Consider the following 25,994-nt stretch of genomic DNA (forward strand, 5'->3'; position numbering starts at 1 on the left):
ATCCATAAATAACTTGAAACTAATTACAAAAACAAAGGGTCGTGACTATGAATATTATCATAACTGGAGGGGCGGGTTTTCTCGGAACCCTACTTGCCAAATCACTACTAAAAGAAAACAAAGCTGAAAGTATTACTATTGTCGACATTCAAAAGTCGCGCTTAGAGGGCATTGATGACCGAGTCGTTTCTTTAGTCATGGATATGACAAAGCGAGAAAATATAGACCAAGTTATTACTGCCGAAACGACACACATTTTTCATTTAGCGGCAATTGTATCGAGCCATGCTGAGCAAGATTTTGATTTAGGCGTAGCTGTAAACCTGACGACCACACAGTTATTGCTTGAGCGTTGCCGTAAAGTAAACCCTAATATTCGTTTTACGTTTGCTTCATCTTTAGCTGTCTTTGGTGGTGATCTTCCGGAAACGATTACACCAATAACAGCACTTCATCCTCAGTCATCCTACGGGACGCAAAAAGCCATAGGTGAGTTATTGGTTAACGACTATGCCCGTAAAGGCTTTGTTAAAGCTGTATCCGTACGTTTACCGACTATTTGTATTCGCCCTGGGAAACCAAACCTTGCCGCTAGCTCTTTCGTAAGCGGAATTATTCGTGAGCCTTTGAATGCTCAAGAATCAAATTGTCCTGTAGACCCTACGCTAAAACTTTGGATATCGAGCCCGTCTAGAGTGGTGGACAATATTCAATATGCAGGGCTAATGCCTTATGAGCAGTTAAATAATCTGTCCTATAGAACGCTTAATTTACCTGGTATTCAAACTACACCAGCTGAGATGATTCAAACAATGGACACTCTAACGGGTAAACAACTTTCTAATTATATTACCTATGAGCATGATGCGGGTATTGATCGTATTGTGAGTAGTTGGCCACAAAAAATTGATTGTACTAAAGAACTGGAGCTTGGATTTAAAGCAGACAGTAATTTCAAGGATGTATTACAACAATTTATTTCTGTTAACAATATGGAGATTGTCTAATGTTACCAACCTCAGTAATTGGACTAATAGTAGCCGTATCAGTCCTTGTTTTTCTTGTGTTACGTACAAAAGTACATGTGTTAATTGCGATGTTAATTGCGGCATGTATCGCAGGTATTATTGGTGGGTTAAGTGTTGACGACACGATTGCGACCGTTAGCAAAGGATTTGGTGGAACATTAGGCGGTATAGGGATTGTCATCGGTCTCGGCGTTATGATGGGGGCTATTTTAGAGGCTTCTGGAGCAGGAGAAAGTATTGCCTATAATTTTATAAAGTGGTTAGGAAAAAAGAAAGAAGAGGCCGCTCTTGCTGTAACTGGCTATATTGTTAGCATCCCAATCTTTGTGGATAGCGCGCTTATCATTCTTTATCCAATAGCGAAGTCTTTGTCAAAAACGTCCAATCGCTCGATTTTAACGCTTACGGTTGCTCTGGCGGGCGGCTTGGTCGTAGCGCATCACGCTATTCCGCCGACTCCAGGGCCTTTGGGCGTTGCTGGTATCTTTGGTGTCGATCTTGCCAGCATGTTAGGTTTTGGTTTGATGATCGCAGCGCCTTGTGTCATGGGTATTGTTTGGTATGCAAGATGGTTAGAAAAGCAGTTTCCTGAATTCATTCCAACCGAACATTTCTCGAAGTCTAGTGAGCAACTGATTAATGATCACAAAGAGTACATTGCAAGTAAAGAAGCGAAAGACCTACCATCTTTAAGTAAATCTATCGCTCCAATTATTATCCCTATTTTACTTATACTTGCGAAATCAGTTATGGGTTTATTAGAGGGGACTTTCGGTTTCGAAGGGCTGACTGCAACAACATTTGGTCAATTTATCGCTTTTATCGGCAGCCCTACTATTGCACTATCAATAGCGACGTTACTAGCGGTTTACACATTGGGTAATAACCTTACCAAAGAAGAAGCGAATGAAAAGATGGAACAAGGAATCTCCACTTGTGGCATCATTTTGTTAGTAACAGGAGCTGGTGGCGCGTTAGGTGCCGTATTGCGTGAAACGGGTGCGGGCGCAGAGATTGCCAACCAAGTTGCAGGGCTTCCTATTTCTGCGGTTATGATTCCATTTATTATTGCGACGTTAGTTCGTATTATTCAGGGCTCTGGTACAGTCTCCATGATAACCGCTGCTTCTATATCTGCCCCAGTTTTAGTGAATATTCCTGACGTTAACCTTTTATTCGCAGCGACGGCAGCTACGATGGGATCTCTATTTGCTGGCTACTTTAATGACTCGCTATTCCATATTGTTAATCGATTAATGGGGGTGACTGAGGTTAAGAAACAACTCATTATTTGGACTATTCCAACAACAATTGCTTGGGCTATTGGTGGTTCATTAGTCATGATTCTTAACTTATTCTTCGGATCTCATGGTTCAATCTTTGATCCTGTGTTACCACTTGCTGTACTTTTGGGGTGTGTTGCATTTACAAAATCTTACAGCGCTAAGCACGTCGAATTACAAGAGGTATAAAGGTTTACTTGTACTCTTCCATAAAGTAAAAGCCTATCACAATATGTATTTTTATCAGATAGTTTAGAGTTTTTTAATAATATGAACGGCCCTATGTTTGGGCCGTTTTAGTTCTTATAAATAAACTATTTAAATTGAACCGATATAGGTTCCGTTTTCAACTTAATCAATATGAAATGGAATTGTTATTTCCCGCTTAGTAAGAGATTACCTATAAAGGTTCTATTCGAGTTTAACTCTAGTGATTTTACTCTAGCGAAGTAGGGTTACTTTATATAAGAGTCCAGTACTTTTAATACGACTTCCATATCTTTTTCACGTTGAGTTTTGTCTTCCTCAAGTACGACGTGTTCAAGTAAGTGACCTTTAATTACTTCTCGCATCAAACCATTTACTGCTCCCCGAATAGCGGCAATCTGCTGCAACACATCTTGGCATTCATGCTCTTCTTCCAGCATTTTTTTAAGTCCATTTACCTGACCCTGTATTTTACTGACTCGAGTGTTGAGCTTCTTTTGATCTCTGGTTGTATGCGACATGTCTTATCTTCTTTAAGTTACGGGCCGAGTTATTCTAACTGATAATGTAGCACTCAATTTATACTGGGGGGTAGTATTTAATACTGGGGGGAGTATAGTTTGCGATAAATTAGAATCAACAACAGAGAACAACAATGGATTTTGTCGCGTTACTACAACAAGGTAATGGGTGGTTCTTTATTCCCAGTGCCATTTTGCTTGGCGCCTTGCATGGTTTAGAACCTGGGCACTCTAAAACGATGATGGCGGCGTTCATTGTCGCGGTGAAAGGAACGGTCAAACAAGCCGTGATGCTGGGTTTAGCTGCCACACTTTCTCACACTATAATTGTATGGTTAATCGCTGTTGGCGGGATGTATATTAGCCAGAAATTCACCGCTGAAGCGGCTGAACCATGGATGCAACTTATCTCTGGGGTCATTATCGTGACAACCGGCGTATGGATGTTTTGGCGGACATGGAGCGATGAGCGAGCTTGGAACAAAGCTCAGGATCATGCTCGCGACTGGACGACGCAAGTTGTGGATACAGGACATGGGCATGTTTCGCTTTCGATTACACAGGAAGGGGAGCATCACCGTTTCCAATTGCGAACACTCAGCGGTAAACCTTTAACTGCTGAAGGTATCAAGGTTTCGGTATCGAGTGATGGTTATCAACCTGCTGATATCTATCACTTTATAGAGCGTGATGGATACTTGGAATCGGCGTCTTGCATTGAAGTCTCTAATGGACTTTCTGTCACTTTGATCATCGGGCACCATGATCATACCCATGACTTTGATGTACATTTCCGTTCTGGTTCTCATTTAGAAAGCGAAGATAAGGAATATCAAGATGCTCACGAACGCGCTCACGCTTTAGACATTCAAAAACGCTTTGAGAATCGAGACGTGACGAATGGGCAAATTCTGCTGTTTGGATTAACGGGCGGTTTGATTCCATGCCCTGCTGCGGTAACGGTTTTGCTTATCTGTTTGCAGCTTAAGGCAATGACTCTTGGTGCGACTTTAGTTGTGTCATTCAGTATTGGCTTAGCCTTGACTCTGGTTGCTGTTGGCGTTGTGGCAGCAGTGGGCGTGCAAAAAGCGACATCTAAATGGAGCGGTTTGAATGATGTTGCACGTCGAGCTCCTTACTTATCGGGCGTCTTGATCAGTGCAGTTGGTTTATACATGGGTATGCATGGATACATATCGCTGACAAGTTAAACTCTGTGGTAAAGATTTTTTTCCTTTCTTTTTTTATGGGCAATGGCTTCATGCCTTGGTTTGCCTATTTTGCTGCCGATTCTTGATTGAGAATCACTCGATCTGACATCGCTGCCATATCTACAAACCAAGTCATTCTCGCTTCACCAAGCATCTCGGATTACAACCGCTGCAATTGTGGCTCTAATATCTGAACCTGAGATACTAAATGATAAAACGGGAGCACTGACCACAGTGCTCCCGACGGCAAAACGCTAATTAGAACTCTTTTCTTTAATGTTCGATACCAATTTGGTCGCATAGTTAAATTTAACTATGCAAACGTTTCCTTTTGCGTACTCGTCCCTTCGCCAAACCTCGTAGAAATGTGACGTTTTGAAGACTTTTTTTCCTTCTGTCTAAAGTAATCGGGAACCAAGCAGATACATAGTTATAAAGTTATGTCTTGCTCTGCCAAACAGACCCAAAATGCAGTTTGGTTGGTTTTGGAGAAGAAAGGCTTAGCGCTCGATTAATGAGCATCAATTGAATTGTATTGAGACAATTATAATGAAAAGAATCATCTTATTAGCAGTCTGCGCCATGTTTGGTATTGCTGTCGTGGCGAGTATGGCATCAACGTACCTAATTTCGAGTCAGAAAATCGATGACATCATCTTAAACAAATCCCAAGTTCAAGCTGAGTTTCTAGCGGGAAATGCGAGTTATATTTTGGAGAACTCAGCTAATCCAATGCAAGATTTACAATCGCTTGTTGAGGGGCTGAAACAACGTTCAGACGTGAGCTATGCCGTTGTAATTGATCGTAACGTGACGGCAGTAGCCCACAGTGATAAGCACAAGCTGAACAAAACCTATAACGATGAATATACTGTTGAAGGCGCGACGAGAGGTGTTCAACAGTACTCAAAGTGGTATGCCGATGTCCAGAAAGTATGGGTGTTTGACATCATGGCACCAATTTATGTGGATGGTCAGTTATACGGTACTTTTGATATCGGTATTCCTATTACTGAAGTGAGCCAAGCGACGAATGGAATTATTACTTACCAGTTGATCTCTATGGTGGCGATCTTCGTTATGTGTGTTTTGATTCTGTCACTTCTGCTAAATAAACTGATGAGACCGCTTTCTGCGCTTAAAGACGCTCTACAAGACATCTCAAAAGGAGACGGAGACTTAACCGTTCGTTTGCCAGCGAAAGGTAATGACGAAGTCGCGCAAATTTCTTCTGCTTTCAACGTTTTTGTTGGGAAAGTACATGAGATTATTACACAAGTTGTAAATACTGGTGTGGAGCTTAATAGTTCAGCTGTCGCTTTGCGTGGGCAATCTCAACAAGCGCTCACAAGAGGGCAAGAGCAGAACGAGCAAACCATGCTGGTTGTCACATCCATGAACGAAATGATTGCGACGGTCAATGAAATTGCCTCCAATGCTGCCGGAGCGGCAAATGCTGCGAGTGCAGCAAGTAATGAAGCGCAAGATGGCTACACGACGCTAGAAAGAACCAAAACGGCGATGACTAATCTTGAAAACGAGATGAACAGCACTTCCAACATTATCGTGAGTCTTGCTGAAAATACTCAGTCGATTGGTAGTATTCTAGAGGTGATTAGAGGTATTTCGGAGCAAACCAATCTATTGGCTCTCAATGCGGCTATCGAAGCGGCACGCGCTGGTGATGCCGGCCGAGGTTTTGCAGTAGTCGCTGATGAAGTTCGCAACCTAGCGACTAAAACGGCTCATTCTACCGATGAAATTGACAATATGATTCACCAGCTACAAACTGAAGCTCAAAGTGCGGTGAATTCAATGAGTAATAGTAAGACTCTTATTGAAGAAGGAACGGCAGAAACTGAGTTAGCTCGACAGGCTTTAGAAGCAATAGCTGCACAAGTGACGACTATTTCAGATATCAATACTCAAGTAGCAACCGCAACAGAACAGCAATCAACGGTAGCAAACGAAATTAATATGAACATGGATACCGTCAGCCACTCAGTGAAAAGTGCGCTAACAGCGAGTGAGCAACTAGAAGAATCAAGTCAACAACTCGCGGAGCTATCGCGAACACTCGATCGTCACGTAGGAGCGTTTAGAATCTAAACGCCAACTGACCCTCTTTAATAAAAGCCAGTAAATGTTAATTGCTGGCTTTTTTATTTGAAAAAATCGAGTCTCAAATCGCTTAGCGGTGTTTGTCCTTTCTAGACGATAAAACAGAATACGATAAATTAGTTGAGTAAAGCTTAGCTAGGCGTTAAGTTTTGCGTTTTGCTTTAAATGTTCAACAAACATAGATATTTTCTTAGCTACATGTTTTCTTGACGAGTAAAAGGCGTAAAGCACTAAATCCTCAGGTTCGTACTCTAGAGTGACGATTTCTAGCTCACCATTTTTGATCTCATTTTGGCATGACTCAATTGGCAATATTGCGTATCCAAGCCCTGATAACGCGCCATATCTGGCAAGATGACCGCTGTTTACTTTGAATGAAGATTGCACAGTTTGAGTAATATGGCCCCCAACAGGGTTTCTGAATACCCATGGTGCACCATTTACTGCGGTAAGCGTCGTGATGCAGGGAACATGACTTAGATCCGTAATTTTGTAAGGGGTGGCGTATTTCTCAATTAGTTGAGGCGCGGCTAAAATGGCACTGGGCCAGCGTTTTATCTCTCTCGCCACCCAGTTACTGTCTGACAAAGTCCCTCTATGAAAACTCAAAATGACATCAAAGCTGTCAATAACATCATCTTTAGGGTTTAGCGTTGTATCGCAAGACAAAGAGATTGACGGGTATTGCGTGCAAAAGGTGACAACCGCTTTGGCCAGTACAGGTGTGTCTGGCATAAGAATTCGCAGTTCCCCTGTTACCGTGTGCGAGTGGCGCGTTACCGTTTCTAGTGCGGCGTTGAGTTGCTCCAATAACGGACGAGTGCTGCTATAGAGCTCTTCTCCAGCCTCGGTAGGTGTCATTCGCCTTGTTGTTCTATTGAACAACCTAATGTTTAACTTTTCTTCAAGCAGGGCAATGTGTCGGCTGATATTTGATGTTGGTATATTCAAACACTCAGCGGCTCGCTTAAAGCTGTTGTTCTCATAAACACAGTGAAAACTTTTTAACCAGATTTGGTCAACGTTATCAAACATTTCATTATCCCACTTTATTGGATTATCAAGCCAGCATATCGCACTTTATCCCTGTACTAAGTTACATACAATTTTATTTACAAGTTTAAGCGAACAAACAACGAGATATCGCGCTAGAACGTAATCAATAGAGGTGAATTTATGAGCTGGTTAGAACGGTTATTTGAGAATAAAAATATAATAGGTTCGCGCAAAGCGTCTATCCCTGAGGGCGTTTGGACAAAGTGTCCTGAGTGTGAACAAATACTTTATCGTGCCGCGTTAAAAGAAAATTTGGAAGTATGCCCTAAATGCTCATATCACATGAGAATGGCTGCGCGTCAAAGGTTGATCTCTTTTCTGGACCATGGAACACAACAAGAGTTGGCAAGTGAGTTGGAGCCACAAGATATTTTGGGTTTTAAAGACTTAAAGCGATATAAAGAGCGAATTGCTTTAGCACAGAAAACGACTGGAGAAAAAGATGCGTTGGTGGTGATGGAGGGCAAGTTATTGGGGCTGCCTGTTGTTGCGTGTGCATTCGAATTCTCTTTCATGGCAGGCTCGATGGGCGCAGTGGTTGGCGAGAAGTTTGTCCGAGCAGTTGAAAGCGCAATTAATACAAAATCTGGGTTAGTATGTTTTTCCGCTTGCGGAGGGGCGCGCATGCAAGAGTCTTTGGTGGCACTCATGCAAATGTCAAAAACCAGCGCCGCGTTAAACCACTTATCTGAGCACAGATTACCCTATATCTCAGTATTGACGGACCAAACTTATGGTGGCGTCTCGGCGAGTTTAGCCATGTTAGGAGACATCAATATTGGTGAACCTAAAGCAAGTATTGGCTTTGCGGGAAGACGGGTCATTGAGCAAACGGTACGTGAAAAGCTACCAGACGAGTTTCAGCGAAGTGAATTTTTACTAGCGCATGGTGCGCTAGATATGATTGTCGATAGACGTGAAATGCGCGATCGCGTTGGCCGCTTACTGGCTAAGTTAACCAACGCGAGGGTGGTCTCAGAATAGGTTGTATTAAAGTTAGACTTAGTACTTGCGTTTATTGAGCCGTAATCATTACAAACCGTTCATTTTGCCCCCATCTTGGTTCCGCATTCATTAGGCTGAGATCCAACGCCGTTTGGTATGGGTCAACAGCAAAATGGTCGCTTACTAACCCCCAGAGCATCCAGTTGATTGCGGTTTCATCCTCGGTAAGCTCTCCGAGTGGCGCTTGGAGGAAAAAGTACTCATCTTCGCCATCGTAACCGAGCCGATCATAGATAATGTTGCGTAGCTCTCGATCCAAATCATGTTGGAGGTTGATTGAGTCGTACAGTTGCTCTTCTGTTGGGCCATTCTCATGGTGATAAACATTGCGTTTTGACTCTTTGTGTAAAGTACCTGCGCCAGTTTCAATGCTTACTTTCTTTTGCGAGTGTTGCTCAAGAACTTGAATGATTTCATCCTCTAGTTGATCGAGTTTACTCAGCAAAACTTGATTGTTTATGCCACCAGCGGGGGAGGCCATCGTTTGGAAGGCTTTCACTCTCTCGTAGACTGCTTTCCCGTGAGGAAGGGCTGCAAAACACTGTTCTTGGAGCGCTTCATTGGCTTGCCAAATGCCCGAGTAGAGCTCGTAATCATGTGTATATGGTGGAAGCTCTTCAGTATCTTCCCCTAATAATTCTCGCCAGCGTTTTTGCCACTGTTCTTCTTTTGCGTGTTTTACACGCGTGTATTGCTTAACCCAGCGGTTACGAAGTTTTACCCCAAAAATGGCAAGTCCCCATGGAGCGAGCAAATAAAAATAATAGTGAGAAGAGTTATCCCAAAAGTAACCGTAAACGTAAACACCAAAAGCAAGCACCCAAGTTCCAATAGTACAAGCAATAACCCCGGACATTATTGATGATTGGCGCTTTGTTTCTCTTAATGTATTACCTTCAGCACATAACCAAAAATGCCGCCAAAAACAAAGGCAAACGTTGTCATGAAGTAGGCAATCCCCGCTCCCAAAAATCCCCAAAGTGACATGTATTATCCCTAGCCAAATATCTGCTTTATTCACTCATCAATGACTGGAGGAGTAAATGTGTTTGATTTGGCGGAGAATTTACCATTAATGCCAACCTTTTGATATGCACTCTATGACTTATTGGGAATGAGTCACAAATAAAAATAGATGGTATCAAGCATCAAAATTTAATTTAGAACCTTTGATTGTCGTGAACTCTATCTGGAAGAGTTAAGGGGGGCGTTTAAGGGCAATTTTCCTCATAAAGTCGTTATTTAGAAAAAGGTAAATTAATGTTTTTATTGATAATTGTGAGTTTTTTTGGAGTGGGATTGCTCCCATTTAATTAGAGTAAAAGACCTATTTTTGGGAGCGGTTTCATAAATTTTATGACACTGATTTCACTGTTTGAGCTGTAAAGAATATAAACCCCCACTCAATGTATGTTAATAATCAATGAGTGTTGTTATGTCTCATATCCGTTTTTTCCCGCGCCATCGTTTGGCGCTTGCTTGTATGCTAGCGAGTGTGTCTGGCTTCTCTTTTGCACAAAATCAGTGTGCTGTTGCTGATTTACAACAATCGCGAGATCTGGCTACTGCCGTTTCTGGTGCTGAGTATGATTGCTACCACGCTTGGTTTTCAGCACCTTCAGAAACGCTGAATGATATCTATAGTGAAGCGAGCCTAAGCCGTATCCAAGTCGCGCTGGATCAAGAAATCGCTCGCTATCGTGGTGAAGCAGATCAAGCTCGTATTCTAGAGAACCTAGGCGAATTTATTCGAGCGGCCTACTACGTTCGCTACAACGCTGGTACTGGTACACCTGAGTTTTCGCAAGCGTTGAGTCAGCGTTTTGCTCAGTCGACGAACCTATTCCTAAACAACCCTCATGCTTTGGATCAAGGTCGTGAACAAGTTGGTGCAATGAAGAGCCTGACTTTGATGGTTGATAACGTTAAGCAGTTGCCGCTGACCATGGATAGCATGATGGCCGCGTTGATGCACTTTAATCGTGAGACCGCGCAGGACACGCAATGGGTCGATGGTTTAAACAACTTGTTCCGCTCTATGGCAGGCCATGCGGCGAACGATGCGTTCTACCGATACATGGCAAACAATACACACCATATTGATACGTTGGTGAAATTCGCATCTGATAATGCTTGGGCATTAGATACGGATGCAAGCTTTATCGTTTTCAATGCATTACGTGAAACCGGTCGTTTGCTCGCGAGCCCAGATCAGGAGACCAAACGCAAAGCATTGGCAGTAATGCAACAGGTGATGCAGCGTTATCCACTGGGTAGTGAGCATGACAAACTATGGCTTGCTGCCGTTGAAATGATGAGCTACTACGCACCAGAAGGCCTAAATGGTCTGAATATTGAGCAAGCCAAGCAAGATTTAGCTGCACGTGTAATGCCAAATCGTTTTGAATGTCAGGGACCTGCCATTATTCTCTCTGAAGATCTGACCGATGCTCAAGCAGCGAAAGCGTGTGAAGTGCTAGCGGCACAAGAAGCCGACTTCCATCGAGTTGCGAATACGGGTAATCAACCTGTCGCTGATGATTTGAATGATCGTGTTGAAGTGGCGGTATTCGCGAGTAACGCTAGTTACGTTGATTACTCTTCATTCCTATTTGGTAATACAACTGACAACGGTGGTCAGTACCTAGAAGGTGACCCTTCAAAAGCGGACAATACTGCGCGTTTCGTCGCTTATCGCTACGCGAATGGTGAAGATCTCTCTATCTTGAACCTAGAACATGAATACACGCACTATTTAGATGCACGATTTAACCAATACGGTTCGTTCAGCGATAACTTGGCTCATGGTCATATTGTTTGGTGGCTAGAAGGTTTTGCTGAATACATGCATTACAAGCAAGGTTACCAAGCTGCGATTGAGCTGATTGCAGATGGTAAACTGAGCCTTTCCACTGTGTTTGATACCACGTACTCTCACGATACCAATCGTATCTATCGTTGGGGTTATCTAGCTGTTCGATTCATGTTAGAAAATCATCCACAAGACGTCGAAAGCTTGTTGGCATTGTCGCGCTCTGGCCAGTTCGAACAATGGGCACAGCAGGTGACGTCTTTAGGTCAACAATACGATGCTGAGTTTGAACGTTGGTTGGACACATTAAAAGTGGAACCTGAGCAACCTGGTACAGACCCAGAAGAACCAACAGAACCAACAAGCCCTGAAGCACAAGTGACTGAATTGACGGCGAACCAAAGCCTTCAGCTCAGTGGCGAAGCATACAGCGAAAAACTGTTCTACGTTGATGTTCCAGCCAACACCGTTAACTTCAATGTATCTATTGAGGGTGCGGGTGATGCGGATCTTTACATGAGCTACAACAAAGTCGCGCATTACTATGATTTCGAAATGAGTCAATATGCTGATGGCAGCAATGAAGAGATTGTGTTTGAACCAGAGCAAGATGGTTACGTTAAAGCTGGTCGTTACTACATCAGCTTAACTGGACGTGATAGCTATGACTCAGTGAATCTTGTGGCTGCGTTAGAAGTGGAAGCGCAAACACCGCCAACCCAGGTGCAAGATGATTTAGCACCTGTGGTATTAGAGTCTGGTGAAGCCAAAATGCTTACCGTTCACAAGCAGCGTTATGCAGCAGTTTATGTGCCTGAAGGTGTTGAAGAGGTTCGTGTATGGCTAACGGCTCACTCTCAAACTGGTAATGTCGATCTATACGCGAGTAGGGAGCATTGGCCTACAGTAGAGCAGCACGAGTATGCGTCCAACTATGCAGGCAGCAATGAATACCTTGCGATTCCTGTTACTGAAGTAGGGTACGTGCACTTCGCTCTTCAGGCTCCAGAGCAAGGCGATGACGTTGAAATGCTAGTGCACTTCAACTAAAAATTCGATTAACTAAAGTCGAGATAAAACGTCGCTGATACAGCGGCGTTTTTGTTTATATCGGACACGATTATGAACAAACAGCGGCGAATGCTAGTTAATCGGCTGGTTTATCGAGTTATCAGTTGCCCTTTTTCTAAACGGCTTTAGGTTTGTATTGCAATTTACCGCGTACATAAACTTTTTTAGCGACGCGTTCTGTGACCTAGCTTCTGATTTGTGCTTCCCAAATGGATACAATATATATGCACCCCGTGCAATAAAGTGAAAAGGGAAAGACATGAAAACGCTTATTTATGAAACGTTGATTAGCCTTGCTAACCAAGAACCAGAACAACATGCAAGAATCCGACAAAATCTCTATGAACAGTTGGATCTGCCGTTCGATAAGCAGCTGGCTTTGTATTCTTGTGCCCTTGGTCCTGCAAGTTCAGGTAAGTTGGAGAGCAGTCAAGGCATTAACAACGCGGTAGATTGCGCAGTTAAACTGCTTGAAACTCCTGAGCGCTAATTCACTCGTTGTTTTAATCACGGCCCGATCCCCAAGGGCCGTTTTTAATTGCGGTTAAATTGATTTCAACGTTGTTATTACTCTGCTCTTTCCGCTAGCACTTCTTTGAATGCAAACATGCCGTTTAATGCCGCGGGAAACCCTGCGTAGACGGACATCTGCAAAATGATCTCTTTAATCTCATCCTCGCTACAGCCTACATTCAGCGCTGCATTTAAGTGCACTTTTAGTTGCGGCGCGCAATTCCCCATTGCCGTTAGCGCGGCGACGGTTGCGATTTCTCTCGATTTTAGGTCTAAGCCCGGGCGAGCATAAATATCGCCAAACGGATACTCAATGGTGTACTGAGCTAAATCTGGACAAATATCTTGTAAGCTTTCGATGACATTATGACCAGCGTCGCCATCAATTCGAGAGAGTAGTTCTAATCCTTTGTTAAAGCGTGATTGTTCCATCGGTATGTTCCTAGTGAATAAATGTAAACACACCTTAATCGTTAGAGTTAACTCTAAGTCAACGAACTTTTCCGCTTTTATACAAGGCAATTTTTTCTTCTAGAGCCGATAAGTGCTTTTTCTGTTGTTCAATGTGGCGTTTGAGGTTTTCTTGGTGGCGTTCTAACAGGGCTTGACGTTGTGGTACAGATTGAGAGCCGACTTCCCTTAATTTGGCATATTCTAGAATCTCTTCAAGTGGCATTGCAGTTTCTTTTAAACGCTTAACAAAGCTTATCCAGTTTAGATCTTTCGAACTATACATTCGATGTCCACTCGCGTTTCTATGGACATGTTTAAGTAAACCGATTTTTTCATAGTATCGAAGTGTATGAGCAGATAGCCCGACGAGGTCAGAAAATTCTTTGATATTCATTATTATCCTCCAAGGTAGAGCATACCCCATAGAGATAAGCTAAGTTTCGCATTTTGAAGTCATTTCGGGACAGATACAAACAGAAATCTTTAGTCTTTTAACGCTAGGTATGGTGATTTACTGGATTTTTGAAACGCGCCAAACGTGATCCATCTGCCAGTTTCGTTTTATTAACAATTGATTACTCAACGGGTTGGCTTGGCTATTTTTATCCTTTGGGCCTATTTTAGGGCGTACGTAGGTCTTATATTTTATCTTTTTCAATTGAAATTTTTGTTAAACAAAACAATTACTTAGTTTTTTGCCGGGCTGTTTGGGGTGTATGTTGTGTGCCCGTTATTCACTCAGAACGATTTATCGCTGTGCAATGGATGAGTTGCTACGCCTTCGATTTCAGCCTTGAGTTAGTGCTAAAAGGGTGAGTGCCTCTGATGAATAGCTTTTATAATTTCGATTATTGAATTCACTCACAAAAAAATGCAAACAAGTAATCGTGAGTGGAAACGAGCAGGAGAACAACATGAGTGGCTCACAGGAAACACAATCATTCGGTGCAAACGTTATCTTACATGCGTTTGATTGGAAGTATGCTGACATTGCCCAACGAGCAAAAGAAATCCGCGAGCTTGGTTATGGCTCTGTGTTGGTTTCGCCACCAATGAAAAGCGCACACGATGAGCGCTGGTGGCAGCGTTATCAACCACAAGATTATCGTGTTATCGATAATGCTTTGGGTGATACCAAAGATTTTATTCATATGGTTCGTGAACTGGAGCAAGTTGGTGTGTGGGTTTATGCCGACGTAGTGTTTAACCATATGGCAAATGAGGCCCACCTTCGCAGAGACCTTCAGTACCCAAGACAAGAGGTCTTGGAGGAATACCAGAACAACAAACAGAAATATCAGTCGCTAGCGTTGTTTGGCGATCTATCTCAACCACTTTTTGATGAAGAGGACTTTGTTGAAGCATTCGGCATCAAAGACTGGAAAGATAAGTGGCAGGTTCAAAACGGACGTATCACAGGTGGACCAACCGATCCTGGCTTGCCAACTCTTCGTGTTTGTGACCATGTCGTTGAGCAGCAGCGAGCGTACCTAAAGGCGCTGAAAGCTATTGGTGTGAAAGGTTTTCGTATTGACGCTGCGAAACACATGACGTTAGAGCATCTTAAGCGTGTTTGGACAGACGACATCACGCGGGATGTGCATATATTTGGTGAAATTATTACCGATGGCGGTGCGACGGAAGAAGAGTATCAGCTGTTTCTTGAGCCGTATCTACAGGAAACTCGCCTAGGTGCGTACGATTTCCCTTTGTTCTCAACCATGTTTAAGGCGTTTGCTAAAAAGGGCAGCTTCAAGTCTCTGATTGATCCCTATTGTTTTGGTCAGGCTTTGTCCCCCGGTCGTGCGATTACATTTGCTATCACACATGATATTCCTAACAATGATGTCTTTCTTGATCTCATCATGGACGAGGAAAATGAATGGTTAGCTTATGCCTATATTCTAGGCCGAGATGGCGGTGTGCCGTTGATTTATACCGACTTAAACACCAGCGGTATTAAAGGTAAAAATGGTCAGCCAAGGTGGCAAGGTGCATGGAGCGACCCGAGAATGGCAAAAATGATCCAGTTCCATAATATGACGCATGGCGAGCCGATGAGTGTTCTTGAAGGTAACGATGACATGCTCGTACTTAAGCGAGGTGACAAAGGTATTGTGGTGCTTAATAAATCACAGCGTCAACAGTCTTTGACATTAAAAACGGATGGCAATTGGGTTGATTTGATGACAGAACAAATCATTCCAACTGACGGTAAGTTAATCGTACCATCTAAGTCGTCGATGTTACTTGTCGCGAACTAGAAGATGTACACACCGAGCTTAGCAACTTCGGTGTGTATGTTTTTCATCGTCATTCACGTTCTGCTGAAGTTCAATAGAAACTCAAACTCTCTCGTTTTTGCTAGAAATTTATGAGCACTCGTTAACGCAACATTCTGCTTTTAAAAAACCAATTACGTCATCTAAGCACTGATACTCTGCAACACAAAAAAGGGTTCTACCCTCGCGGCGCTGGGTGAGAAGACCAGCTGAAGCAAGGCTCGAGATATGATGAGAGAGAGTGGATGCTGGAATGCCAAGCTTTTCTTGTACGCCGCCTACCGCGATACCTTTGTATCCCGCTTTGACGACTTCTTTGTAAATACTTAAACGAGTCGGATGCCCTAACTCTTTTAGTGCTTTAGCAACGGCTTCAAGCTCCATACTGACCTCTAAAGAATGACCACAGTAATTTTGTTTCGATAATAGGGAAAGTCTCGGTAAATGCCAACTATTACGATCTCAGAACAATTTAAATCAGATGAGATTCATACTGGCTCATGCCTTCATGACAACAATTGTCTGTTCTAATGAGACAGATCAATCTTCATTATTATTTCACGCCACGTTCAAAATCCCTCGTCTACACTCAATGTTGAGTTGTCAGTTGGCAGACCAAGGAGGCGGCCATGATTGCGGTTCATAGAGATTATTGTTTGTCTAACAGTTCGGAGTTACATGCCCACGTTAAAGTCAATCCTGTCGGTAAATTAGAAGTTGAGATTGTTGAACTTCAAGAGCGCCACACCACAGAGTTTGATGATTTGTCTTTTGAGAGTCGTGGGTGTGAAACTCGAATCTGTGGTAAAGAAGACACAACTCCGTGGCAGTTCAATCTTGCAGTTACTGATGCGTTAGAGCTTTCTCATTTAGTGGAAGAAGCAAACGAAGAGTATGAGATTTTAATGAATGATCTTATGTAATATCGAGAAGATCATTTTATCCTGCACGGCGTGTGGCTCTGTACTGAAAAAATAAAAACCTCCCAAGTGGGAGGTTTTTAATATGGAGTGCGTTATCGTTGGATAGGCTCTTCTCTTGGTGGTGTTAGCTCTTGGACGTTATCTTCATTAAAGTCATCGGCGTAACCTTTAGGTGGCGGTGTCCAACCACGTTCTGACCGCGATAGTTTGTCATGACGATCTTTTTGCATCTCTTCCGCCATTTTCTCCTCTAACTGAATAAACAGTTGTCGGAAATTGTTGTCATAGCGTTCACCTTCAGAATCATCCTCCCAAGCTTTGTAAAGTATTTCTGACTTACGTGCTTCAACACGCTTATATGTCGCCTTCTGTTGTTCAACAAAGAAGGGGTGAATGCCAAGGGCTTTCATTGTGTGACCGCCCATCTCCAATGCAGAATGGTAGGTCTCTGATTCAATAATATCAGCCCCCGCTTGACGCAAAAGATAGCCATGTCCACGGTCAAAGGCACGTGCAATCACTGTTACTTTTGGGTACGTGTGCTTAACGTACTTCACCAGTTCTACACTCGATTCTTGGTTATCAATCGCCACAACCAAAGCAGCTGCGTGCTCAATGCCGGCTGTATGTAGCATATCTGGTCGAGTCGCGTCGCCAAAATAGGCGCGAGTGCCAATTTGGCGCATGTTATCGACTTGGTCAGATTGATGGTCAAGTACCACGGTAGTCACGCCGTTTGATACCAATAGGCGATTCACTATTTGTCCAAAGCGGCCGATGCCGGCGATGATCACCGTGCCTGTTTCCTCAATCGTATCGCTTTCGCGTTCATTTGACTGGCTTTCAAAGCGCGGCAGAATCACTCTATCAAACAGAATAAACAAACCTGGTGTCAGGAACATCGAAATCGCAACCACTAACGCAAGAGTTTGTGAGAGTTCAAATGGGATGACGTGGTTTTGCACTGAAAAGCTTAGAAGCACAAAGCCGAATTCACCTGCTTGAGCCAAGCTTAGGGTAAACAGCCAGCGGTTGCTGCCTTTCACCCTAAATATCAGTGCAAGAATAAACAGCACCAAGGCTTTCAAAACCATCACGCCAATGGTCAATGCCATGACCAACCAGAAATCACCAAAGAGGACCGAGAAGTTGATCCCTGCGCCAACGGTAATAAAGAACAGACCTAGCAATAAACCTTTAAATGGTTCGATGTTGGACTCTAACTCGTGGCGGAATTCACTGTTTGCCAATACAACGCCAGCCAAGAAGGTTCCTAAGGCAGGAGATAAGCCCACTAAACTCATCAGCGCAGCGATACCAATGACCAGCATGAGTGCAGTTGCGGTAAAGATTTCTCGCAAACCAGAGCTAGCCACATAATTGAGCAGCGGTCGACTTAAAAAGTGTCCACCAACGACGACGATTGCTATCGATGCTGTGATTACGATGCCGTATGCCCAGCCTGGCAACCCCGCAACGAGGCTTAATTCTTCATGGTGCGCTGCGGCTGTTTGTGCTGCGGACTGTGCCTGTTCAATTAATTCAGGTAAGGCCAATAGGGGAATGAACGCCAACATTGGTATCACTGCAATATCTTGAAAAAGCAACACGGAGAAAGCGTTTTGTCCACCTTCCGTCTTCGTTAATCCTTTTTCGCTAAAAGTTTGCAAAACAATCGCAGTAGAAGAGAGGGCGAAGATCAAACCTATGGCTAAGGCTATGGTCCAAGGCTGGTCAAAGTATAAGGCAATACCCATAATCGCCGCGACGGTACCGCCGACTTGCAGACCTCCTAAGCCCATTAAGCGATTGCGCATCGCCCACAACATTTTGGGTTCGAGCTCTAAGCCAACGAGAAACAGCATCATCACCACGCCAAACTCGGCAAAGTGCTGGATTGTTGTTGTTTCTTCACCGACTAAACCGATAATTGGGCCAATGACCACACCTGCGATGAGATAGCCTAAAACGGACCCAAGTCCCAAACGCTTAGCAAGTGGCACTGCAATTACAGCAGCAATCAAATATACGAAGGCTTGTAAGAATATCCCTGTCATGAAGCCTCCTTAATGAGCTCTGGCAATGCGCTGTTAAGCTTGATTAATGACGCCGCAGCTTCAACATCCAACCTATCTTCGACTAAAGCTGTTAGCAGGCTCTTGTACCGCTCAACATGACGAGGGATTCGCCCTTCTTCATCTGCTGTACGTGCGCCAAACATCGCGAGAGGGGCAATGTAGTTCATGCCGGTCAGTGCGGACATTTGTTCAATAGGCGCAAGCAGTTGACGAATCGTAAAGTGGTTGTAGCCCTCTGCCTTATAAGCTTCTTCTTTGCCCCCTGCAGACAGCACACAAAGCATGGTCTTGCCTTGCAGTGCTGTGCCATCTGTACCGTAAGCAAAGCCATATTCCAAAACCAGATCTTGCCACTCTTTTAAAATCGCAGGCGTTGAATACCAATATAGTGGAAATTGGAAAATCACCACGTCATGCTCACGTAAGCGTTGCTGCTCACGGTCGATATTAATATCGAAACGAGGGTATTCGCCATAGAGATCAACACATGTCACGCCTTCAATTTTTTGAGCTTCTTTGAAAAGTGGAGTATTCACTTCTGAACGATGCTGGGAAGGATGAGCAAAGAGAATGAGTACTTTTTTATTTGCCATAGGGATCCTTGCTATCTAAATAACCATGCCCAGTAGGAGCGCGGGTTGGTTAGAAAATGTAACTCATAAATGATCGCCAAGCTAGTTTGGAAAACTGTTTAAGCTGTTTCAATATCAATAAAAAACCACCAAATAAATTGGTGGTTTTGGGAAGCGTTACGTTTTACTAATCATGAATAGGGACGACTAGAATATCCACCGGTGACTTGTTAATTAAGTGTCTGGAGTAAGAAATAATCTTGCTCCAGAAATCTTGGTGGTGACCACAAATCAGAAGATCCACTTCTTGCTCTTTAATGGTGACCTCTAATTTATCAGCCAAGTCGCCAGTACCTACGAAGAAATGTTTAAGTGGGTAATCCATGTAATCACTAAATGTTTTTAAACATTCCATTGAATGCTCATTCAACGGCCTTTGATCCGGGTTTTCTTTAATGTCTACAAGCTCACGATAGATTTCTCCGTGCGTACCATCAATATGAATAAAGGAGATATCGGAGTCGAGATAGTTTGCCATTGATACCGCTCTGTCGATAAGCACGGTGCTTTCATCTGACAGTTCGAGTGCAACAAGGATATGTTTGTATTTCATAACCACGCCCTTATGTGGATTATCTTTACCCTAAGCATAGTATGGCTTGGATAAAAATTGTGTTGCTAAGATCTCGAAATTGTTCAAAGACTTGTTAAAAAGTTAATGTGATATAACAACTTACTGTGAAACTTTCTTTTTGTTCACATTTGGTTAGAAAGCTTGCTTTTTGAACAAAAAAGCCGCTACACTCTGCGCATCATTTCTCTAGGAGATTACGCCAACATGAAGAACTAAACCTGTCATCCATATTTTTACTTATTTTTTGGATCTGCAGGGTTAGTAGGCGTAGCTCACTTTCCGATATTTCTTTGCAACAAGACGACTTTTTGATTTGACGTATATCGTCGAGCTTTACATAGAGCTTAATGCGTTTGTGCACGCGTTTTGTTGCAATTTCAAATCATAGCTACGGCTGTTGTCCCTGTCATACAGGAGGCAAATTATGCCAGTTTTACAAGCTTTTAATGTTAGCCATCAGTTTGATAATGGCGATACGCTATTCCAGTCTATTTCTTGTTCCATGACTAAACGACGTGTTGGTTTGGTTGGGCGTAATGGCATTGGCAAGTCGCTTTTGGCTTCCATTTTAGCGGGAGAAATTCAGCTTGCCAGCGGTGTTGTGACTGCTCCCTCTTCTTTCATGATGTATCGCCAGCAGCCGTCTGATCTGCTTTCAGGTCAGCAATCGATCGCCCAGTTTCTGGGCAAAGATGCGGTCTTGCATGCTTTAAAGCAGATTGAACAAGGTGATGTTTCTGAACATTGGTTCGAACTGGTTGGCGAGCAGTGGGATATTGAATTAAAACTCAAACAGCAGCTCGCTGCGATGGGCTTGCCGCAAGACCCTGATTTCTCTTGTGCTCGGCTTAGTGGTGGTCAGTTGGCGCGTTTGCAGTTATGGCAGTTATTTGAAAGCGAAACGGAGCTTTTGATTCTCGATGAACCATCCAATCACCTCGATACCGAGGCGAAACAATGGTTGATAGAGTCTATGACGCATTTCAGCGGCGCGATTTTACTCATCAGTCACGATCGTGAGCTGTTGCGAGAGATGGAGGAAATTTGGGAACTCTCGGGCCTAGGTTTACAGGCTTTTGGTGGAAATTACGATGTGTACGCCGAGAAAAAACGCACTGAACTGCAAGCGGTCGAGAGGCAGTTAGCGCAAGTCGATAAACAGAAAAAACGGTTAGCCGAGCAAGCCCAGAAAAATCGCGAAAAAGCAGACCAACGCGCCGCGCAAGGGAACAAACTGCGCAAAGACGGCAGTCAGCCCAAAATTTTGCTTGATGGAAAAAAGGATAGCGCGACCGCCAGCGCTTCAAATCGCAATAAGAATGAGCAACTCAGACAAGCGCATTTACAAGCCAAAGAACAGGCGTTGCAATCGCGACATGAGCAACTCAAGGCGCAAAAGCTTTATCTTACAGATAATCCGAACCGTTCGCGAAAAGTGTTGTCGATACAAGAAGGTATATTACCTTTTGGGAATTCTACGCCTATCACGTTGCAGATTTTTGCGAACGACAAAGTCCATCTCAAAGGGAGAAATGGCTGCGGAAAATCAACCTTGTTAAAGACGTTGCTTGGCGAGTTATCGTTGCAGAGTGGTGAGTTGCAAGTGAATACGCCTTTGTATTATCTCGACCAACATTTTGGTGCAGTGAATCCAAATCTTTCGTTACTTGAGAACGTAATGGAGAGCTGCCAAGAGATGACGGAAAGTGAAGCGAGGACCTTATTGGCCGGGATCGGTTTTCGTCGAGATGCAGTGTTTCGATTGGGGCGCCTACTGAGCGGTGGCGAGAAGATGAAGCTCGCGATGCTGATAGTCAGCCACCAAAATTCTCAGCCTTTGCTGCTGCTTGATGAACCAGATAACCATCTCGACCTCGAGTCAAAAATAATGCTTAGTCAGGCGTTAAATGTATACAAAGGTGGATTTGTTCTGATTAGTCACGACCAAGATTTCGCTTCTGAGTCTGGGGTTTTGCGCCAAATCGAGCTGACTTAGACGAAAGAGAGTAAACGCCATCGTGGCTCTTCAGTATTGTTCCCAAGTTCTACACTTCCACTTACTAGTTTGTAGAACTGGAAGGAAATGAGGGAGTTAGGATGGCTTTCACAACTCGTTTAATGAAATTAGATTCATTTTGTCGATATATAGTAGAGTTCTGATGTATTGCACAAAAAGACAACAGAAAAATAAAAAGGAATTTCATGAAAAAGAACACCCTAGCACTCACAACGGCTCTCGCACTCGGAAGTGTGTTGTCTGTGGCGTATGCAAATGAAGCGGCGCAATCGTCGGTTGAACAGGTAACCCCGAAAACCATCACGTATCCAACCACACAAAAAGTGGATGTTGTCGATGACTACTTTGGTACAAAAGTGAGTGATCCTTATCGCTGGTTGGAAGACGATCTCAGCCCAGAAACCGCAGAATGGGTTAAGGCACAAAATGCAGTGACGTTTGATTATCTGTCGAAAATCCCTTACCGCGAGCAGATTGAAGAGCGCATCACTAAGCTCATGGACTACGAAAAGCAAAGCCAACCGTTCAAAGAGGGTAAGTTCACTTATTTCTACAAAAATGACGGGTTACAAAACCAAGATGTGCTTTATCGGCAGTTAGGTGATGGCGAAGCAGAAATTTTCCTCGATCCAAATACTTTTAGTGAAGATGGCACCACATCGTTAGCGGGAGTGAGCTTTTCACGTGATGGTTCTTTGGTTGCATACAGCATTTCGGAAGGCGGTAGCGATTGGCGCAAAGTCATTGTGTTAGACACAGAAACCAAAAAGCCCGTCGGCGAAACGCTGGTGGATATTAAGTTCAGTGGCATCAGTTGGTTCGGCAATCAAGGCTTCTATTACTCAAGTTATGACAAGCCAAAAGGGAGTGAACTTTCCGCGAAGACAGACCAACACAAGCTCTACTTTCATAAACTAGGGACGAAACAAAGTGAAGACCAATTAATTTTCGGTGGTGTAAAGGACGAAAAGTATCGCTACGTTGGGGGTTACACGTCGGAAGATGAACGCTACTTGTTTATCTCAGCTAGCGTATCGACGTCGGGCAACAAACTGTTCTTCAAAGACCTGAGTAAGCCAAATAGCTCGCTGAAAACCATTTTAGATAACACCAGTTCTGATACTTGGGTGATAGACAACCAAGGCACGAAACTGTACTTGGTTACGAACCTTAACGCGCCGAACAAACGCGTCGTGACGGTGGATGCGAGTCAGCCGCAGCCCAAAAACTGGAAAGATTTGATCCCTGAAACAAAGAATGTGTTACGCGTTTCTACCGCGGGTGGCAATTTGTTTGCGAGTTATATTGTTGATGCGATCTCGATGGTGAAGCAATACGACATGAACGGCAAACTCATTCGAGAAATCAAATTGCCTGATATTGGCAGCGCATACGGTTTCTCGGGTAAAAAAGAAGAAACCGAAGTCTACTATTCTTTCACCAACTACAAGATGCCCAGCACTACGTATCGTCTGAACATCAAAGATGGTAATAGCGAGGTGTACTACAAATCTAAAGCGCCATTTGATCCAGCTTTGTATGACTCTCGCCAGGTGTTTTACACCTCAAAAGACGGAACAAAAGTGCCGATGATCATCACCTATAAAAAAGGGACACCGATGGACGGCAGCGCACCAACCATCCTATATGGTTATGGCGGCTTCAACATTAGCCTCACACCATCTTTTAGCCCGACACGTGCGGCTTGGCTGGAGCTTGGTGGTGTTTACGCGGTAGCGAACATTCGTGGCGGTGGGGAGTATGGTAAAGAGTGGCACAACGCTGGCATTCAAATGCAAAAGCAAAATGTGTTTGATGACTTTATTGCGGCGGCTGAATTTCTAATTGATGAAAAGGTAACGTCATCAAACAAGTTAGCCATTAACGGTGGATCGAATGGTGGCTTGTTAGTGGGGGCAGTTATGACGCAGCGTCCAGAGCTGTTTAAAGTGGCGCTGCCAGCAGTCGGTGTACTGGACATGCTGCGTTATCATACTTTTACCGCAGGTGCTGGTTGGGCGTATGACTACGGTACGGCAGAGCAAAGTAAAGAGATGTTCCAATATCTGAAAGGTTATTCGCCAGTGCACAATGTAAAAGCGGGGGTGGAATACCCAGCGACATTGATTACAACGGGTGATCATGATGATCGTGTTGTTCCTGCTCACTCTTACAAATTTGCAGCTGAGTTGCAGTCAAAACAGGCGGGTTCAAATCCGACCTTGATTCGCATCGAAACCAATGCAGGACATGGTGCTGGCACACCAACGCGTAAAATAATTGAGACAAATGCAGATATTTATAGCTTTGCACTGTTCAATATGGGGATAGAGAAACTGCAATAGTGCGAATCGTTTGCGTTTTTAGTTAACGAAAAGCATTGGTTCTTTGCACTCGAAAATAAAAGGGAATCACAGAGTGTGATTTCCTTTCAATTTATTGTGGAGTAACTATTCTAAATTGACCGCAAGGCTAATTAAATTAAGGTATTTGCAATTTATTACAACTCTCTTCTTTACCTGAAGAGTAATATGCGATACAAATAAAACTTGATCGCGATCACCTAACACCATTGCACTCCTTATTTATATGGTAAATTTAATTAATCATTTGTTCTAATGATAATTGAATTTTCATAAGTTTTAATATTCCCTTCTTCGTAAAGCTTACCAAATTTCAAGTTATATAAGATATAAGTAGCAGTGATTGAACTTTTACGACGCTTTATTTTATTTTAATTAAAACGTCTAATGTTTCGTCATTATTAAATTTGCTTTGATAATTTATATTATCCAAAGCGAGTTGTGTTGCTTGCTATTTATGATGACCTCATGACGTGAATAATTTTATAATCATTAAAATGGATACAGTTTTATGAATTTAGTGAAACCGTCTGTTGTTATCATGGCAGCAGCCCTTCAACTCGCGTCTTCTGCTTATGCTCAGACAAATAATGACGAAGAACTACAAGATATGTCTGACCCACTTGCGGTTTACACCCAAGCGGGCTTTGGTATTACTGACAAAGGCGCGAACATCAAAATCGGTCAAACTTACCAATCTAGCCAGCCTGGCACCATGGCGATGAACATCATCGAAATGAAAGGCATTGGTGGTGAGCTATTTGGCATTCGCGACAATGACGATCCAATGTATGCCAATGTTGATGACAGCATTGACTCTTTCCGACTACGTAATTTCCAAGTAGAAGTCGCAAAAGGTCTAGGCCGTCAATTGGATGTAAATTACGACGTTGATAACGATAAATTAGATGCATCTTATAGCTTTATTCAAGGCCTACCTAAGTTTGGCATGTTGCAGTTATTTCCTTTGGCTGGTGCGGGTGTCACTATTGCTAATGATTTTAGTGGTGATGATAAAGGTTATGAAATTCCAGGAACTTTCACCGTTGTCGGTATGTACTCAAAAATTGAATTAACCGATAAAATCTGGATTAACTACAACCCAATGTATATGCATACATTGTCAGGGTCTAGTCAATATAAAGATACTTATTACGCGGGTGAAGATAATATCTTAACTCATGAGTTTGCGTTGTCTTATCAAATTAATCCTCGCGCAAATATTCGTTACTTTGCAAACTGGAATGAGCACGTTAATTTCGGTGATGGTGATCACCGTATCGAATTTAACTACCAATTCTAACTCCCTCGTTTATTTCCAGAATAGAAAGTGTGTTTATCCATATATTTAAATATTTAGGCTAGGGCACTTTCTACATAAAGTAGGTTTATCATGAAAGCCAAATATAAATTTGCGTTGGTATCTATTGCTATATCTTCTGCATTACTATCAGGATGCAAAACTGGCGATATCGCAACGAAAACTGCCCAAGCACCCTCTGTTGAAACCGTTACCCTAACCGAAACAAAAATCACTCCTTATCATACTTTTATCGGTCGAACTGAAGCGGTAAATGACGTTGATATTATGCCTCGAGTCGGTGGCGAATTAACCGCGATTCATTTTAAAGATGGCGATATGGTCGAAAAAGGCCAATTGCTGTTTGAAATCGACGACCGTCCTTACAAAGCGGCACTGGCGTATGCAAAAGCGTCGTTGCAAAAAGCAAAAGCACAACTCGTTCAAACTACGCGTGATGCAGAACGTGGCTTTGTTGCTTAAATCGATGGAACTAAATCAAAAAGATACGATCTGATCGGCTACACCCATCAAGCATCGTAGC

General features: G+C 43.2%; 21 protein-coding genes and 1 pseudogene. 13 read left to right on the forward strand and 9 right to left on the reverse strand.

Annotation, left to right across the window (positions count from 1 at the left end; all coding sequences use genetic code 11):
* Positions 1–47 precede the first annotated feature (47 nt).
* Together denD and R8O10_RS21345 are read left to right on the forward strand one after the other, a co-directional pair.
* On the forward strand, positions 48–1,007 hold the full coding sequence (gene denD, locus R8O10_RS21340; protein ID WP_064369125.1) for a D-erythronate dehydrogenase: 960 nt from the start codon (positions 48–50) through the stop codon (positions 1,005–1,007).
* Positions 1,007–2,500, forward strand: a complete 1,494-nt coding sequence (locus tag R8O10_RS21345) for a GntP family permease (RefSeq protein ID WP_005375369.1) — start codon at positions 1,007–1,009, stop codon at positions 2,498–2,500. The genes denD and R8O10_RS21345 overlap by 1 nt, the downstream gene beginning before the upstream one ends.
* Before the next feature lie 266 nt (positions 2,501–2,766).
* Here the strand turns inward: R8O10_RS21345 and rcnR are convergent, their stop codons facing one another.
* Positions 2,767–3,039, reverse strand: a complete 273-nt coding sequence (gene rcnR, locus R8O10_RS21350) for a Ni(II)/Co(II)-binding transcriptional repressor RcnR (protein ID WP_005375370.1) — start codon at positions 3,037–3,039, stop codon at positions 2,767–2,769.
* A gap of 134 nt (positions 3,040–3,173) precedes the next feature.
* Here rcnR and R8O10_RS21355 point away from each other — a divergent pair, with 134 nt between their 5' ends.
* A complete protein-coding gene (locus R8O10_RS21355; RefSeq protein ID WP_171344147.1) occupies positions 3,174–4,250 on the forward strand; it encodes a nickel/cobalt efflux protein RcnA in 1,077 nt (358 codons plus the stop codon).
* 549 nt (positions 4,251–4,799) lie between these two features.
* Complete coding sequence (locus tag R8O10_RS21360; protein ID WP_017635256.1) at positions 4,800–6,359, forward strand: methyl-accepting chemotaxis protein; 1,560 nt, start codon at positions 4,800–4,802, stop codon at positions 6,357–6,359.
* Positions 6,360–6,506: 147 nt separating this feature from the next.
* On the opposite strand, the gene R8O10_RS21365 is transcribed toward R8O10_RS21360, so the two are convergent.
* Positions 6,507–7,406 carry a LysR family transcriptional regulator gene (locus R8O10_RS21365; protein WP_115386754.1) on the reverse strand — a complete coding sequence of 300 codons (900 nt, stop codon included), beginning with the start codon at positions 7,404–7,406 and terminating at the stop codon, positions 6,507–6,509.
* A gap of 141 nt (positions 7,407–7,547) precedes the next feature.
* On the opposite strand from R8O10_RS21365, the gene accD reads away from it, so the two are divergent.
* Complete coding sequence (accD, locus tag R8O10_RS21370) at positions 7,548–8,411, forward strand: acetyl-CoA carboxylase, carboxyltransferase subunit beta (protein ID WP_017821534.1); 864 nt, start codon at positions 7,548–7,550, stop codon at positions 8,409–8,411.
* 31 nt (positions 8,412–8,442) lie between these two features.
* Here accD and R8O10_RS21375 read toward each other — a convergent pair whose 3' ends face one another.
* The gene (locus R8O10_RS21375; RefSeq protein ID WP_318191710.1) at positions 8,443–9,288 is read right to left on the reverse strand and encodes a hypothetical protein; all 846 of its coding nucleotides are present in this window, start codon (positions 9,286–9,288) and stop codon (positions 8,443–8,445) included.
* Positions 9,289–9,867: 579 nt separating this feature from the next.
* Between R8O10_RS21375 and R8O10_RS21380 the strand changes: the two genes are divergently transcribed.
* Positions 9,868–12,294, forward strand: coding sequence for a M9 family metallopeptidase (locus tag R8O10_RS21380; protein ID WP_318191711.1), 2,427 nt, complete (start codon positions 9,868–9,870; stop codon positions 12,292–12,294).
* Between the two features lie 280 nt (positions 12,295–12,574).
* Positions 12,575–12,805 (forward strand): PAS factor family protein, encoded by a 231-nt coding sequence (locus R8O10_RS21385; protein ID WP_005375384.1) that lies wholly within the window; start codon positions 12,575–12,577, stop codon positions 12,803–12,805.
* 77 nt (positions 12,806–12,882) lie between these two features.
* Here R8O10_RS21385 and R8O10_RS21390 read toward each other — a convergent pair whose 3' ends face one another.
* Both R8O10_RS21390 and R8O10_RS21395 read right to left on the reverse strand, forming a co-directional pair.
* Complete coding sequence (locus R8O10_RS21390; RefSeq protein ID WP_158173185.1) at positions 12,883–13,260, reverse strand: carboxymuconolactone decarboxylase family protein; 378 nt, start codon at positions 13,258–13,260, stop codon at positions 12,883–12,885.
* 58 nt (positions 13,261–13,318) lie between these two features.
* Positions 13,319–13,675, reverse strand: a complete 357-nt coding sequence (locus R8O10_RS21395) for a MerR family transcriptional regulator (protein WP_047101703.1) — start codon at positions 13,673–13,675, stop codon at positions 13,319–13,321.
* A 520-nt stretch (positions 13,676–14,195) separates the two neighbouring features.
* Between R8O10_RS21395 and R8O10_RS21400 the strand changes: the two genes are divergently transcribed.
* Positions 14,196–15,545, forward strand: a complete 1,350-nt coding sequence (locus R8O10_RS21400) for an alpha-amylase family protein (RefSeq protein WP_005385092.1) — start codon at positions 14,196–14,198, stop codon at positions 15,543–15,545.
* 108 nt (positions 15,546–15,653) lie between these two features.
* Here the strand turns inward: R8O10_RS21400 and R8O10_RS21405 are convergent, their stop codons facing one another.
* Entirely contained in the window at positions 15,654–15,947 is a 294-nt protein-coding gene (locus tag R8O10_RS21405) for an ArsR/SmtB family transcription factor (protein WP_005375388.1), read from the reverse strand.
* A 245-nt stretch (positions 15,948–16,192) separates the two neighbouring features.
* On the opposite strand from R8O10_RS21405, the gene R8O10_RS21410 reads away from it, so the two are divergent.
* Complete coding sequence (locus R8O10_RS21410) at positions 16,193–16,486, forward strand: hypothetical protein (protein WP_005375389.1); 294 nt, start codon at positions 16,193–16,195, stop codon at positions 16,484–16,486.
* Between the two features lie 92 nt (positions 16,487–16,578).
* On the opposite strand, the gene R8O10_RS21415 is transcribed toward R8O10_RS21410, so the two are convergent.
* The 3 genes from R8O10_RS21415 to R8O10_RS21425 form a co-directional block, all read right to left on the reverse strand.
* The gene (locus R8O10_RS21415) at positions 16,579–18,543 is read right to left on the reverse strand and encodes a monovalent cation:proton antiporter-2 (CPA2) family protein (RefSeq protein ID WP_005375390.1); all 1,965 of its coding nucleotides are present in this window, start codon (positions 18,541–18,543) and stop codon (positions 16,579–16,581) included.
* On the reverse strand, positions 18,540–19,157 hold the full coding sequence (locus R8O10_RS21420) for an NAD(P)H-dependent oxidoreductase (protein WP_005375391.1): 618 nt from the start codon (positions 19,155–19,157) through the stop codon (positions 18,540–18,542). The genes R8O10_RS21415 and R8O10_RS21420 overlap by 4 nt, the downstream gene beginning before the upstream one ends.
* A 166-nt stretch (positions 19,158–19,323) precedes the next feature.
* A complete protein-coding gene (locus R8O10_RS21425; RefSeq protein ID WP_005375398.1) occupies positions 19,324–19,749 on the reverse strand; it encodes a universal stress protein in 426 nt (141 codons plus the stop codon).
* Positions 19,750–20,194: 445 nt separating this feature from the next.
* On the opposite strand from R8O10_RS21425, the gene R8O10_RS21430 reads away from it, so the two are divergent.
* The 4 genes and pseudogenes from R8O10_RS21430 to vmeP all read left to right on the forward strand — a co-directional run.
* Complete coding sequence (locus R8O10_RS21430; protein ID WP_213879472.1) at positions 20,195–21,766, forward strand: ATP-binding cassette domain-containing protein; 1,572 nt, start codon at positions 20,195–20,197, stop codon at positions 21,764–21,766.
* A 206-nt stretch (positions 21,767–21,972) separates the two neighbouring features.
* Positions 21,973–24,132: a prolyl oligopeptidase family serine peptidase gene (locus R8O10_RS21435; protein ID WP_213879474.1), complete on the forward strand. Its 2,160-nt coding sequence runs from the start codon at positions 21,973–21,975 to the stop codon at positions 24,130–24,132.
* Positions 24,133–24,661: 529 nt separating this feature from the next.
* Positions 24,662–25,453, forward strand: a complete 792-nt coding sequence (locus R8O10_RS21440) for a hypothetical protein (RefSeq protein ID WP_005479226.1) — start codon at positions 24,662–24,664, stop codon at positions 25,451–25,453.
* A 90-nt stretch (positions 25,454–25,543) separates the two neighbouring features.
* Positions 25,544–25,918, forward strand: a pseudogene (gene vmeP / locus R8O10_RS21445) (efflux RND transporter periplasmic adaptor subunit VmeP); the annotation flags it as partial.
* Positions 25,919–25,994 lie beyond the last annotated feature (76 nt).

This window comes from Vibrio sp. 1727, from assembly GCF_033344415.1.
Lineage (GTDB): Bacteria > Pseudomonadota > Gammaproteobacteria > Enterobacterales > Vibrionaceae > Vibrio > Vibrio alginolyticus.

Bases quoted from the DNA above. Each gene is read 5' to 3' on its own strand.
- denD (WP_064369125.1), top strand. From the start codon at position 48: ATGAATATTATCATAACTGGAGGGGCGGGTTTTCTCGGAACCCTACTT.
- R8O10_RS21345 (WP_005375369.1), top strand. From the start codon at position 1,007: ATGTTACCAACCTCAGTAATTGGACTAATAGTAGCCGTATCAGTCCTT.
- rcnR (WP_005375370.1), bottom strand. From the start codon at position 3,039: ATGTCGCATACAACCAGAGATCAAAAGAAGCTCAACACTCGAGTCAGT.
- R8O10_RS21355 (WP_171344147.1), top strand. From the start codon at position 3,174: ATGGATTTTGTCGCGTTACTACAACAAGGTAATGGGTGGTTCTTTATT.
- R8O10_RS21360 (WP_017635256.1), top strand. From the start codon at position 4,800: ATGAAAAGAATCATCTTATTAGCAGTCTGCGCCATGTTTGGTATTGCT.
- R8O10_RS21365 (WP_115386754.1), bottom strand. From the start codon at position 7,406: ATGTTTGATAACGTTGACCAAATCTGGTTAAAAAGTTTTCACTGTGTT.
- accD (WP_017821534.1), top strand. From the start codon at position 7,548: ATGAGCTGGTTAGAACGGTTATTTGAGAATAAAAATATAATAGGTTCG.
- R8O10_RS21375 (WP_318191710.1), bottom strand. From the start codon at position 9,288: ATGTCCGGGGTTATTGCTTGTACTATTGGAACTTGGGTGCTTGCTTTT.
- R8O10_RS21380 (WP_318191711.1), top strand. From the start codon at position 9,868: ATGTCTCATATCCGTTTTTTCCCGCGCCATCGTTTGGCGCTTGCTTGT.
- R8O10_RS21385 (WP_005375384.1), top strand. From the start codon at position 12,575: ATGAAAACGCTTATTTATGAAACGTTGATTAGCCTTGCTAACCAAGAA.
- R8O10_RS21390 (WP_158173185.1), bottom strand. From the start codon at position 13,260: ATGGAACAATCACGCTTTAACAAAGGATTAGAACTACTCTCTCGAATT.
- R8O10_RS21395 (WP_047101703.1), bottom strand. From the start codon at position 13,675: ATGAATATCAAAGAATTTTCTGACCTCGTCGGGCTATCTGCTCATACA.
- R8O10_RS21400 (WP_005385092.1), top strand. From the start codon at position 14,196: ATGAGTGGCTCACAGGAAACACAATCATTCGGTGCAAACGTTATCTTA.
- R8O10_RS21405 (WP_005375388.1), bottom strand. From the start codon at position 15,947: ATGGAGCTTGAAGCCGTTGCTAAAGCACTAAAAGAGTTAGGGCATCCG.
- R8O10_RS21410 (WP_005375389.1), top strand. From the start codon at position 16,193: ATGATTGCGGTTCATAGAGATTATTGTTTGTCTAACAGTTCGGAGTTA.
- R8O10_RS21415 (WP_005375390.1), bottom strand. From the start codon at position 18,543: ATGACAGGGATATTCTTACAAGCCTTCGTATATTTGATTGCTGCTGTA.
- R8O10_RS21420 (WP_005375391.1), bottom strand. From the start codon at position 19,157: ATGGCAAATAAAAAAGTACTCATTCTCTTTGCTCATCCTTCCCAGCAT.
- R8O10_RS21425 (WP_005375398.1), bottom strand. From the start codon at position 19,749: ATGAAATACAAACATATCCTTGTTGCACTCGAACTGTCAGATGAAAGC.
- R8O10_RS21430 (WP_213879472.1), top strand. From the start codon at position 20,195: ATGCCAGTTTTACAAGCTTTTAATGTTAGCCATCAGTTTGATAATGGC.
- R8O10_RS21435 (WP_213879474.1), top strand. From the start codon at position 21,973: ATGAAAAAGAACACCCTAGCACTCACAACGGCTCTCGCACTCGGAAGT.
- R8O10_RS21440 (WP_005479226.1), top strand. From the start codon at position 24,662: ATGAATTTAGTGAAACCGTCTGTTGTTATCATGGCAGCAGCCCTTCAA.